Origin of the sequence: Bacteroides salyersiae (genome assembly GCF_031172035.1) — a bacterium.
GTDB lineage: Bacteria > Bacteroidota > Bacteroidia > Bacteroidales > Bacteroidaceae > Bacteroides > Bacteroides salyersiae.
Map to the genome: position 1 here is coordinate 4,644,060 of NZ_CP133452.1, position 12,353 is coordinate 4,656,412.

The following is a 12,353-nucleotide window of genomic DNA, read 5'->3' on the forward strand; positions in this document are numbered from 1 at the left end:
AGTAAGTAGTCAAGTAGTAAGTAGTCAAGTAGTAAGTAGTCAAGTAGTAAGTAGTCAAGTAGTAAGTAGTTAAGTAGTAAGTAGTCAAGTAGAAATGACTTGTCTGATATATTTTCCTTAACTATTTGCTACTTAATCACTCAACTACTTACTACTTGACTACTTAACTACTTGACTACTTATTACTTAACTACTTATTACTTAACTACTCTTTATCAAAAATAGATTTTGCAATGCCCATTTCGAGCCCGCGCAATTCTGCCAGTCCCCGAAGACGACCGAGACATGAATAGCCCGGATTGGTCTTTTTCTTCAAATCATCAATCATCTGATGGCCGTGATCCGGACGCATGGCAATGGAACATTTGCGACGTTGCTGCAACTTCAACAAGTTTTTCATGACGTTGTACATATCCACATCTCCTTCCAGATGATTGGCTTCGTAGAAATTGCCTTCGGCATCACGCTGGGTACTACGCAGATGGACAAAATTAACGCGGTCTCCCTGACGTTCCATTATTCCGGCAAGATCATTGTCGGCACGTACACCAAAAGAACCGGTACAGAGACAAAGGCCGTTCGATTCATTAGGAACCGCTTCTATCAATTTAATGAAATCCTCCTCCGTGCTCATGATACGGGGCAGACCCAAAATGGAGTAAGGAGGATCATCCGGATGGATCACCAACTTCACCCCCACCTCATCGGCCACCGGAGCAATCTCTTTCAAGAAGAAGATAAGATTGGCACGGAGCTTTTCGGCATCGATATCATTGTATCTGTCGAGGGCTTCTTGGAATTGCTCAACGGTGAAACTCTCTTCGGAACCGGGAAGACCGGCAATCATATTACGGACAAGAAGTTTCTTGTCGTCTTCGCTCATCTGTTCGAAACGGGCTTTCGCCTTGGCAATTTCTTCGGCTGTATAATCCTTCTCGGCATTGGGGCGTTTGAGGATGAACAGATCGAAAGCCACAAAAGCCGCCTTTTCAAAACGAAGGGCTTTAGAACCGTCGGGCAGAGTATAAGCAAGATCCGTACGGGTCCAGTCGAGCACCGGCATGAAATTGTAAGTGACAACCATCACTCCACACTTCGCCAGATTACGGATGCTCTCTTTATAATTCTCGATATATCTCATGAAATCTCCGGTCTGAGTCTTGATATGTTCGTGTACGGGTACACTTTCGACTACCGACCAGGTAAGACCGACTTCTTCAATCATCTGCTTCCGCTTCATGATCTCCTCCACTGTCCACACTTCTCCGTTAGGGATGTGATGAAGGGCATTTACTATTCCGGTGGCACCGGCCTGCTTGATATCCCACAGGTTTACAGGGTCATTAGGACCGTACCAGCGCCAAGTTTGTTCACATAGGTACATAATAATTTTATTTACGATTTGACGATTTACGATTTACGATTGAAATTACAGTTATTTCAAGCTATTAGCTACTAACTTCTAACTCCCACCTCCCAATCAAATTGAGAAAGCATCGAAGCCACCGTCGATAACAGCTACAGTACCGGTTACGAATTTTGAGGCATCGCTGATAAGATATTGGATAGTTCCGTACAAGTCTTCCGGTTCACCGAAACGGCCAAACGGAGTATGAGCTAAAATTGTTTTGGAACGATCGGTCAAAGAGCCGTCAGGGTTTGTCAATAGAGCACGGTTCTGGTCGGTGAGGAAGAATCCGGGGGCAATGGCATTGACACGAAGGCCGTCACCGAATTTAAGAGCCAGTTCACCGGCCATGTATTTGGTGAAATTGGCTATTGCAGCTTTGGCTGTTCCGTAACCGACCACACGAGTCAACGGACGGAGTGCAGATTCTGAACAGAAGTTGACGATGCTGCCTTTTTTCTGATCGACCATGATACCGGCAAATACCATTGTAGGCAAAACGGTTCCGAAAAGGTTTAAATCGACCACCTTTTTGAAAGCGTCGATCTCAAGATCAAAGAAAGTTTTGTCCGGTGCAATGGTGGCTCCCGGCATATTTCCGCCGGCGGCATTCAGCAATACATCGATGCGGCCGTAAGCTTTCATGATTTCCGCTTTATTTCCTTCGAGTACCTCTTTATTCATGACATCGGTATAAAGAAACATGGCGTCTCCCCCCTCCGCTTTGATGCCTTGCACCAGAGCATTTCCGGCTTCTTCACTGCGGTCGAGAATAACAATCTTAGCTCCCTCTTTTGCCAGATAGGCAGCAATACCTTTACCTAAAATACCGGCTCCACCGGTGATAACAACAACTTTGTCTTTTACACTAAATAATTCGTTCATGATTTCCTGTTTTATAAAGTTATAATTTCTTATTCAGATAATATTTCAGATTCTCTTTAATGAGAATATCTATCGGCATCAGATTTACCTTATCGGGACGCTGCTTCAACACAAGATAATTGCATAAAGACTTAATGCCATCGTATCCCTGCTGTTCCGGTCGTTGGGCTATCAAGGCCGTGATAATGCCTTCGGACAGTAATTGAGTATTCTTCCCTATCAAGTCATAGCCTACCAATTTGACATTTTCCAACCCTCTCTCTTTAAGGTAATTTCCCAAAATATAACAGGTTGAATTGAAAATAACCGCTCCCTCGATCCGGGGATTGGCACGGAATATCTCATCGAGTCTGGCAAAATTATAATCCGTATCGTCTATCCTTAATTTCACTTCATGGATATTTCCTTCAAATCCCTGTTCGGTGAGATATTGGCAAAAGCCTTCCCTCCGGTTCTTCCCCTGATTGGAGTCGTTCTTGCCGCTATGCACAATCCGGGATATCAGAATATCCGAATGGCTGCCAAGCTGGCTCATCAGCAATTTGGCCGCAATGAATCCGGCATCATAAGACTCCGTACCGAAATAAGCAAGCTGATGCTCACCCACAATATTAGAGTCCACATAAACGTAAGGAATATCCCGGGCATCGAGTTCGCGCGAAAGACGGACTACGGAATCGGTGAACAAAGTGGCAATCAGCACGCCGTCAATATCTTCTTCATCAAAAAGAGTACGCACAATTGCATCAAAGGTATGGTTGTCGTACTGGTCAAAGAAAAGTTTGGTAACATTGACATTGTAAAATTCGGTCTCGGAAGCGGCTTTGTCTATCCCTTCGGAAATGGCTTCCCAATATTCTCCCGGTTTAAAAGAAGGAGTAATGGCAAGGAAATGGTACTGCTTTTTAGAAGCTAAGGAACGGGCCATCAGATTAGGCTGATAATTCGCTTTCTCAAGGATCGCTCTTACTTTTTTCTCATTTTCCTCCGACACACGGCCACGGTTATGTATCACCCGGTCTACCGTGCCAACGGATACACCGGCCATTTCGGCAATGTCTATAATGCGAATGTTTGGAGATTCTTTGTTCATAGGATAAATACCTTAAAACTCTTTTTCTTCTGCAAAAGTAAAATGAATAACCCGGATAAGCAATAGTGTGTACGCACACACATTCTGCAATAAAAACAATATAACACTATATATCAACAGTTTAATAATTATCTAATAGTAATAATATGTTTTCAAACATATAAAGAATGGAAATTTCATCCCAACGCAGGTTATTCCGGTAATATACCTTATTATGGTGATTGCATCATATACTATATCCGATATTCGATCTATGCAGATTACCTAATAGTAGCGATTGTGCAAATGACGATAAATAAAGACCTTTGCAACGCATTAAAAACGTTTAATACACAAAGGATATTTTGAAAACAAGAAGCCTAAAATTAACTCTGACTTTTTTGATAATTGCCTGTCTATCGACTTCTGCATATGCGCAACACAGGGCAATGCTCTCCGGCAAAATTATATCTGCCGAGAATAAAGAAACCATTGATTTTGCCACTGTCTACCTGAAAGGTACACAATTCGGCTGTACTACTAATGAAAAAGGAATCTATCATCTGAAAGCCCCCGCAGGAGACTATACATTAATCGTATCTGCCGTAGGATTCGAAACGGTAGAGAGAAAAGTGCACCTGACCGAAGGGGAAAGAAACAAATTAAACATCGTGATAAAACCGTCTACTACCGAACTGGATGAAGTGGTGATAACTTCTACGGGAGTCAGCCGAATCAAAAGATCGGCATTCAACGCAGTGGCTGTCGATACAAAAGAACTTCAGAATACAACGAAGAATCTGAGCGACGCATTGGCCAAAGCACCGGGAATGAAACTCCGTGAATCGGGCGGCGTAGGTTCGGACATGCAGCTCATGCTGGACGGTTTTAGCGGCAAGCACGTCAAGGTGTTTATTGACGGTGTACCACAGGAAGGTGTAGGAAGCTCTTTCGGCTTGAACAACATCCCTGTAAACTTTGCCGACCGCATCGAAGTATACAAAGGGGTGGTACCGGTAGGTTTCGGTACGGATGCCATTGGCGGAGTGATCAATATCGTCACCAACAAGAAACGTCAGCGTTGGTTTCTGGATGCTTCCTACTCCTACGGTTCGTTCAATACACATAAATCTTATGTCAATTTCGGACAGACTTTCGGTAACGGGCTCACTTACGAGATCAATGCTTTCCAGAACTATTCGGACAACGATTATCATGTATATGCTCCGGTAGAAGATTTTGAAACCGGCAGAATCGATAAGGATAAGAGGGTACGTGTAAAGCGTTTCAACGACACTTACCATAATGAGGCCGTTATCGGTAAAATCGGAATCGTGGATAAAAAATGGGCGGACCGTCTGATGTTCGGTTTTACCTATTCGCACATGTACAAAGAGATACAGACGGGGGTACGCCAGGAAATAGTATATGGACAGAAACACCGCAAAGGCCATTCGCTGATGCCGTCACTGGAATATAGCAAGCAGAATCTGTTCACCAAAGGACTGGATGTAGTGCTGACTGTAAACTATAACAAGAATACGACTACCAATGTGGATACCGCTTCTTATAAATACAACTGGTACGGAGAAAAGAAATTATTAAATTCGCCCGGTGAACAATCCTACCAACATTCAGAGGCGGACAACAATAACTGGAACGGTACGTTCACCGCAAGATACCGTATCGGTAAAGCCCATATGTTTACGTTCAACCATGTACTGAATACGTTCCACCGGTCCAACACCTCACTGCTTGCCAAAGAAAAACAGGAAGACGCCATTGCCAAAGAGACCCGCAAGAATATTTCCGGCCTGTCCTATCGTCTGATGCCTTCCGATAAATGGAATTTCTCCGTATTCGGCAAGTATTACGATCAATTCGTGGCAGGTCCGATGGCTACCACAGCCAATCAAAGCAATTATGAACGAACGACCCGCAGTATCAGTTCCATGGGTTATGGCGCGGCAGGTACCTACTTCATCCTGACAGGACTTCAAGCAAAACTGTCTTATGAGAAAGCTTATCGCCTGCCTACCATCGAAGAGATGTTCGGTGATGAAGACCTTGAAATGGGAGATATCGGCATAAAACCCGAAAACAGCGATAATCTGAATTTCAGCCTGAGTTATAACAGAACTTTCGGTAAACATTCGGTATATGTGGATGGCGGGCTGATCTACCGGAACACCAAAGATTACATCCAGCGCAACATTGCCGACCTGAGTGGTGGTAAATACGCTGCTACTTACATAAACTATGGCAAAGTGCTGACGAAAGGATTTAATATCTCCGCCCGTTATAACTTCGCCAAATGGCTCAGTGTAGGAGGAAATTTCACGAAAATGGATGTACGCGATAATATGGAGAAATCTATTTCCAGCAATGCCGTAAACCTTGCCTATCGTGAACGTATGCCCAACCTCCCGTATATGTTTGCCGATTCGGATGTAAGTTTTTTCTGGAATAACCTCTGGAAAAAGGGCAATACGCTGACCGTATCTTATGACAACCAATATCTGCACAGTTTCACGTATTATTCGTCCAATATCGGTTCGAATAAGGGTGATTATGTAGTACCCAACCAGTTCTCACACAATCTGGCACTCTCTTACAGTTTGAAGAACGGACGATATAACCTGTCATTCGAATGCCGCAATTTTACAGACGAGAAACTGTATGATAACTTTAGTCTCCAAAAAGCCGGACGCGCGTTCTATGGAAAAGTACGTATCCACTTCGGCAATTAAAAATAAACAAATAAGTAAATAACAATTAGCTTAAAATTAAAAATTACATGAAGAAAAATTTCTTTTTTAACGGACTCCTTGCAACAGCAATGGTCGGATTGACATTGACAGCTTGTTCTGATGACGAAAAGGGCAACGGATCGGGTACTGTAGACAAAGGCGAATATGTCATCGCATCTTCTGTTACCGCATCCGGAAATACAACCAATGTACTGGTGACTTCCGAAACTCTGAACGGAGGGACGGTTTCTACGATAAACAATGGTCTGGTAAACGACGGCGCCACACAATGGGTGTTCTATAAAGACCAATACCTGTATGGATTGACCTACAATCAAGGCAATGCCGGTACGACCCGCTCTTTTTTCATGAATGCCAATTATGAAATGCAGGCCCGTTCGGGCGAGTATGCAGTGAAACGGTTCACTACTTACGGCATCTATGGCAAATATATCATGACCTCCTCTACCGGTGACGGTCCTACACAGTACGCGGATGAGAACGGCTATTTACCTAAAATGTTCCTGCTCTCTTATCTTGATGTACCGAATGAGACATTTACCACAAATGACACCCAGAATAAGGCCTACATGTCGGAAAACTTCCTGGGTAATGGCGAATATGTAACATTGGCCGGTATCCTGGAATATAACAGCAAAATTTATAGCGCCGCAGTTCCGATGGGTTTAAGCCAGTACGGAGGAAAAGCAGATGGAGGGAAATGGATACTTCCGGGAAATGAAGACCTCGTGAAAAAAGAAGATGGCGGTTCGAACAGCAGCAAATACAAGAAAGGTGAATTGCAGTGGACGCAATATCCCAATGAATGTTGGGTGGCTATCTTTGATGATGAGACGCTTACTACCAAGAAACTCATCAAGACAGACAAAATCAGCTATGCCTGCGGACGTATGAAATCGCAATATTACCAGACTATCTGGGCAGCAGACAACGGCGATATCTACGTATTCTCCCCGAGCTATGCCAAAACAATGGACGATGCCCGCCAACAGACGACTTTGGATGCCGGTGTCGTACGTATCAAAGCCGGAACAGAAGAATTCGACCCGAGTTATTATTATAGCATCGAAGACCAGACCAATGGAAAATCTTTCCTTCGTTGCTGGCACCTCACCGGAGACTACTTCCTGTTGTTAATGTATGACCGTCCTTTGGACGAAGAAGACTTCACAGCCAACCAACTGGCTATTTACAAAGGAGAAACCGGAAAACTCACCTATGTAGAGGGGCTGCCTTCAACCGACCAGATTTCCGGATTCGGCAATACACCGTATACGGAAAACGGCCTTACTTATATTGCCGTAACCACTACCGACGGCCATCCCGGTATCTATAAAATCGATCCGGTAAATGCCACGGCTACAAGAGGTGTTACAGTAGAAGCCACACAAATCAGCGGTGTCGGAAGACTGAAACCTTAAATAGGCAAACAGATAATAATATAAAAGAGCCTGCAAGCCGTATGCGCTTATGCAGGCTCCTTTTATAACTCTACTCATAACTCCACGAAAAAAGCTTATATGAAAAAGAAATTTCGCCAAATACATCTCTGGCTCTCCGTTCCTTTCGGCATCATCATCTCCATCCTCTGCCTGTCGGGAGCAGCCCTCGTCTTTGAAAACGAAATAACAGAAGCACTCAACCACGATTTCTATTATGTGGAAAAAGTAGGATCGACCCCCTTGCCTGCCGGAGAGCTGGCAAAAAAGGTAGCGGCAACTTTGTCCGACAGTGTATCGGTCACAGGTATCAGTATCCCGGCCGATCCGGCAAGGGCCTATCAAGTCAACCTTTCCAAGCCCAGACGGGCATCTGTATACATCGATCCGTATACAGGCGAAATAAAAGGTAAATACGAACGTACGCCGTTCTTCACCACAATGTTCAAACTACACCGGTGGCTACTGGACAGCATGAAACCGGATGGTGGGATTTTCTGGGGAAAAATGATCGTAGGCACCAGCACGCTGATGTTTATCTTTGTTCTGATATCCGGTATCGTCGTTTGGATACCCCGTACTGCCAAAGCATGGAAGAATAGCTTTAAGATATCCGTCAATAAAGGGTGGAGAAGATTCTGGTACGACCTGCACATTGCAGGAGGACTGTACACTTTCCTCTTCCTGCTGGTTATGTCGCTCACCGGGCTGACATGGTCTTTCGGATGGTATCGTACAGGATTCTACAAAGTATTCGGTGTGGAGACTACACAAGGGACTTCCCATCACGGCGCCCTCTCTCAAACAACGGAGAAAGAAAAAGGACACCGGGGAGAAAAAAACGAAAGAGGTGATGCCGGAAATCCGAACCGCAAAGAGGGCAAAGAAGATGATCGGGAAGGACGCCGCAAAAGCAACGGAGAACAGTCTCCATATACTTCATGGCAAGGGGTGTATGAGCAACTGAAAGCACAAAATCCCGGCTACAGACAAATCACCGTATCAAACGGTACTGCAACTGTCTCTTTCAATCGTTTGGGCAACCAACGGGCAGCAGACCGGTACAACTTTAATCCGAAAAACGGCGAAATCACCGAAACGACTCTTTACAAAGACCTCGACAAATCGGGAAAGATACGCGGATGGATATTCTCTGTACACGTAGGCAGTTGGGGCGGTATGCTCACCCGTATCCTGAGTTTTATCGCGGCATTGGTCGGAGGTACATTGCCGTTGACGGGATATTATCTGTGGATAAAAAAGGAAATGGGACGGTCGGCAAGAAAAAGGAAACAATAAAAAAAACAACGAAGAATGAAATGCAACCGTCTATAGGCAAAATGCAAGAATTCCCACGCAGACGGTATCCGGATGATAACCGATGAGCGTTCCGTCGCAAGTACGGAAGAATCGCACGAGGATCGGCAGAGTCGTCGATATAAAGTCCGGGAAATTGCAGTTCGTTCATAGCTTGCTATATAAAGACTAATTTTGAGAACGAAATTCATTGGGCGTATAACCCGTCACCCGTTTGAACATCCGGCTTAGATGCTGCGGGTATTGGAACCCCAGCCCGTAAGCAATCTCGCTCGTCGTCTTATCCGTACCAAGTAAGGCTTCTTTAGCCCGCTCGATAAGTTTGTTCTGAATATATTCCGAAGCGGTCTGCCCTGTCTGTTTACTGATCATATCTCCGAAATAATTCGCAGACAGAAATACCTTGTCGGCAAAATACTTGACGGTCGGTAATCCCTCTCGTATCGGGGTATCGCTGTCAAAATACTCGTCTAATAGTCGCTCGAAACGGACGACAATGTCCTTATTTACCTCTTCTCGTGTGGTGAACTGCCTCTCATAGAAGCGCATACAGTAGTCGAGCAGTAGTCCGATATTGGCACAAATCAACCGACGGCTGTGCTTGTCGATACTATGCTTCAGTTCTGCCTCTATTTTATGCAGGCAGTCCATTACGGTTTCACGTTCTTCCTCTGAAAGATGCAACGCCTCGCGAGTCTCATAAGAGAAGAATGAGTAGTTCTTAATTTCCTGACCGAGTGCGGTGCCCCGAATTAGGTCGGGATGGAACAGAATGCCATGGGCATTCGGTTGAGTATTTTTCAGCATCTCGGTCTCTGCAACCTGACCGGGGGCGAAACTGACAATCGTACCGTCCTGGTAGTCGTAACTTTGACGTCCATACATGATGTTCCCGCAGTAGGTGTCCTTCAGATAAAGGGCATATACACCATAGTTGATCTTAAAGTGTTCCGGCCACTGCGTTGCCTTCGATAAATCGACAACACTCACTAACGGATGTCGTGTTTCAAGTCCGAACAGTTTGTTGTATTTATCTATTTCATCGAGTTTTATAACTTCTCCCATAAGCGTTTATTTAAATTCTTTCGAGCAAAAGTAATTCATTTGATTTGAATTACATACGGTCCTATTGCAGAATCGAGGATTCGGGTATGAATATCCGTAAATCGTATACAAGCCGGCTTATTCAATCGCGGTAAATTTGCAATCAGAAAATGAACAATGAAAAAATAGAAGATTATGGATCGCAGAAATTTCTTAAGGACGGCATCGAGTTTTGCACTACTCGCAACCGGAGCTACGACTGGTGTTTCCCGTGTGTTAGCCAAAGCACCTTCGTTCTCTTTGACTGGAAATCAGTCTGATGAAAATACGTCGAATACGGACGATACAATGGAGTATCGTAAGCTCGGAGGATTGGATGTATCGGCTATCGGTCTTGGATGCCTGCCAATGGTGGGTTATTACGGCGGGAAGTACGACAAAAAGGATATGATCGCTCTGATTCGCCGGGCATACGACAAAGGCGTCACTTTCTTCGATACGGCGGAGGTCTATGGCCCTTACACCAGCGAAGAGTGGGTCGGTGAGGCACTCGCACCGTTTCGCGACAAAGTGAAAATCGGGACGAAATTCGGCTTCGGCGTCGAGGAGAAACAACCGACCGCTATCAACAGCCGTCCCGATCACATCCGCCGGGCTGTGGAAGGTTCGCTGAAACGCCTGCGCACCGACCATATCGACCTGTTGTATCAGCACCGTGTCGATCCTGCCGTTCCGATGGAGGATGTGGCCGGAACGGTAAAGGATTTGATGCAGGAGGGGAAAGTGCTGCATTGGGGGCTGTCGGAAGCGAGTGCCCGTTCCATCCGTCGGGCGCACGCCGTCTGTCCGCTTTCCGCCGTACAGAGCGAGTATGCCATCTGGTGGCGGGAGCCTGAAACGAAAATCTTCCCGACATTGGAAGAGTTCGGTATCGGCTTCGTGCCTTATTGTCCGTTGGGGCGTGCGTTTCTTACCGGAATTATCAATGAAAATAGCCGTTTCTACGAGGGCGACCGCCGTTGGAACCTGCCGCAGTTCACGCCCAGAGCCTTGAAGCACAATATGCCGCTCATCGCCTTGGTACGCAAATGGGCCGAGCGCAAGGGAGTTACACCCGCGCAATTCGCTTTGATATGGATGTTATCTCGCAAATCGTGGATTGCTCCGATACCCGGAACAACCAATCCGGCACACTTGGACGAGCTGCTCGGAGCGGGAACCGTCCGCCTCTCGGCCTGGGAGATGGAGGAGTTCGACAGGGAATATGCTCGAATCGACCTCATGGGCCATCGTGCCGACCCGTTCACCGAAAGTCAAATAGATAAATAGAAGCAAAGATGATAAAAACAATACTGGGTATTCTGTCGCTGTCGGTCATGCTCTCGTGCAGTACGGCCGTGAAGGAGAATACCGCTCACCCCGATATTATGGAAACGAACAAGAAAAATCTCGGAAATCTCTTAGCACTCTATCCCAAACCGATGACGGTTGTAGGGGCGGAAGTCGAAGGGAAAGTAAACTGGCTCGTGGTGGGACACACGGGTGTTATCGGCCATGACCGGATACTGGTCAGCATGAGTAAAAGTCATTATACCAATCAAGGCATCAAGAAATCAAAACGGCTTTCCGTCAATCTTGTGAGCCGTGAAATGCTGCCGAAAGCCGACTATGTCGGAAGCGTCAGCGGTGCGGCGGTCGATAAATCGAAGGTCTTCGCTTACCATACTGGCGAATACGGTACGCCCGTCATCGACGCATCGCCGCTCACGATGGAATGTGAAGTGGTGGATATTTATGAAACCGACGGCTTCGACAATTTCATTTGCGCAATAGTCAATACATACGCCGCTTCCGATGTGCTCGACAATGATGGAAAACTCGACTATACGAAACTGAAACCTGTATTGTTCGAGTTCCCGACCTATTCCTATCTCGCTACGGGAGAGATTATAGGTAAATGCCTGAATCTGGATAAACAGCCGGGAATATGCGTTAAAGAACCGATGAATGTCGATGGTATCGTACGATTGTCGAAAATCGAGGTTTATCCGCAATATCTTGACGAGTATATGAGATACGCTACCGAGGTGGGTGAAATCTCTCTACGTACCGAACCGGGCGTGCTGACGATGTATGCGGTCAGCGAAAAAGAGAATCCCTGTAAGGTAACTATTCTCGAAACGTATGCGAGTCGCGAGGCATACGAGAAACATATCGCTTCGGAACACTTTCAGAAATATAAGCAGGGGACACTGCATATGGTCAAGTCGTTGGTATTGTCCGATCAGATGCCGCTCAATCCGGCCAACAAACTCAATAACTTCATGGAATAGATAATGTTTCTTATTCAGGTTATTGGAATGGATTCGGAGTGTATCTACAATTATGATTGAATATCTTGAAAAACTAATTATTAC

The 12,353-nt window shown here is 45.5% G+C and carries 9 protein-coding genes; 5 read left to right on the forward strand and 4 right to left on the reverse strand.

The window, feature by feature from the left end; translation table 11 throughout:
- Nucleotides 1-205: 205 nt before the first annotated feature.
- From uxuA to RB604_RS17780, 3 genes are all read right to left on the reverse strand, one after another.
- Nucleotides 206-1,384: a mannonate dehydratase gene (gene uxuA / locus RB604_RS17770; RefSeq protein WP_055294090.1), complete on the reverse strand. Its 1,179-nt coding sequence runs from the start codon at nucleotides 1,382-1,384 to the stop codon at nucleotides 206-208.
- Nucleotides 1,385-1,480: 96 nt separating this feature from the next.
- Nucleotides 1,481-2,293 (reverse strand): SDR family oxidoreductase, encoded by an 813-nt coding sequence (locus tag RB604_RS17775; protein ID WP_055294092.1) that lies wholly within the window; start codon nucleotides 2,291-2,293, stop codon nucleotides 1,481-1,483.
- A 19-nt stretch (nucleotides 2,294-2,312) separates the two neighbouring features.
- Nucleotides 2,313-3,386, reverse strand: coding sequence for a LacI family DNA-binding transcriptional regulator (locus tag RB604_RS17780; protein WP_055294094.1), 1,074 nt, complete (start codon nucleotides 3,384-3,386; stop codon nucleotides 2,313-2,315).
- A gap of 428 nt (nucleotides 3,387-3,814) precedes the next feature.
- Here RB604_RS17780 and RB604_RS17785 point away from each other — a divergent pair, with 428 nt between their 5' ends.
- The 3 genes from RB604_RS17785 to RB604_RS17795 all read left to right on the forward strand — a co-directional run bounded on the left by RB604_RS17785 (nucleotide 3,815) and on the right by RB604_RS17795 (nucleotide 8,874).
- On the forward strand, nucleotides 3,815-6,115 hold the full coding sequence (locus RB604_RS17785; protein WP_229103605.1) for a TonB-dependent receptor: 2,301 nt from the start codon (nucleotides 3,815-3,817) through the stop codon (nucleotides 6,113-6,115).
- A 47-nt stretch (nucleotides 6,116-6,162) separates the two neighbouring features.
- A complete protein-coding gene (locus RB604_RS17790; RefSeq protein ID WP_055294096.1) occupies nucleotides 6,163-7,557 on the forward strand; it encodes a DUF4374 domain-containing protein in 1,395 nt (464 codons plus the stop codon).
- A 99-nt stretch (nucleotides 7,558-7,656) separates the two neighbouring features.
- Entirely contained in the window at nucleotides 7,657-8,874 is a 1,218-nt protein-coding gene (locus tag RB604_RS17795) for a PepSY-associated TM helix domain-containing protein (RefSeq protein WP_055294098.1), read from the forward strand.
- Between the two features lie 186 nt (nucleotides 8,875-9,060).
- Here the strand turns inward: RB604_RS17795 and RB604_RS17800 are convergent, their stop codons facing one another.
- Nucleotides 9,061-9,957 (reverse strand): helix-turn-helix domain-containing protein, encoded by an 897-nt coding sequence (locus RB604_RS17800; RefSeq protein ID WP_007481883.1) that lies wholly within the window; start codon nucleotides 9,955-9,957, stop codon nucleotides 9,061-9,063.
- Nucleotides 9,958-10,131: 174 nt separating this feature from the next.
- Between RB604_RS17800 and RB604_RS17805 the strand changes: the two genes are divergently transcribed.
- The gene (locus RB604_RS17805; protein ID WP_007481882.1) at nucleotides 10,132-11,265 is read left to right on the forward strand and encodes an aldo/keto reductase; all 1,134 of its coding nucleotides are present in this window, start codon (nucleotides 10,132-10,134) and stop codon (nucleotides 11,263-11,265) included.
- 8 nt (nucleotides 11,266-11,273) lie between these two features.
- On the forward strand, nucleotides 11,274-12,269 hold the full coding sequence (locus RB604_RS17810; RefSeq protein WP_055294100.1) for a flavin reductase: 996 nt from the start codon (nucleotides 11,274-11,276) through the stop codon (nucleotides 12,267-12,269).
- The last annotated feature ends 84 nt before the right edge of the window (nucleotides 12,270-12,353 follow it).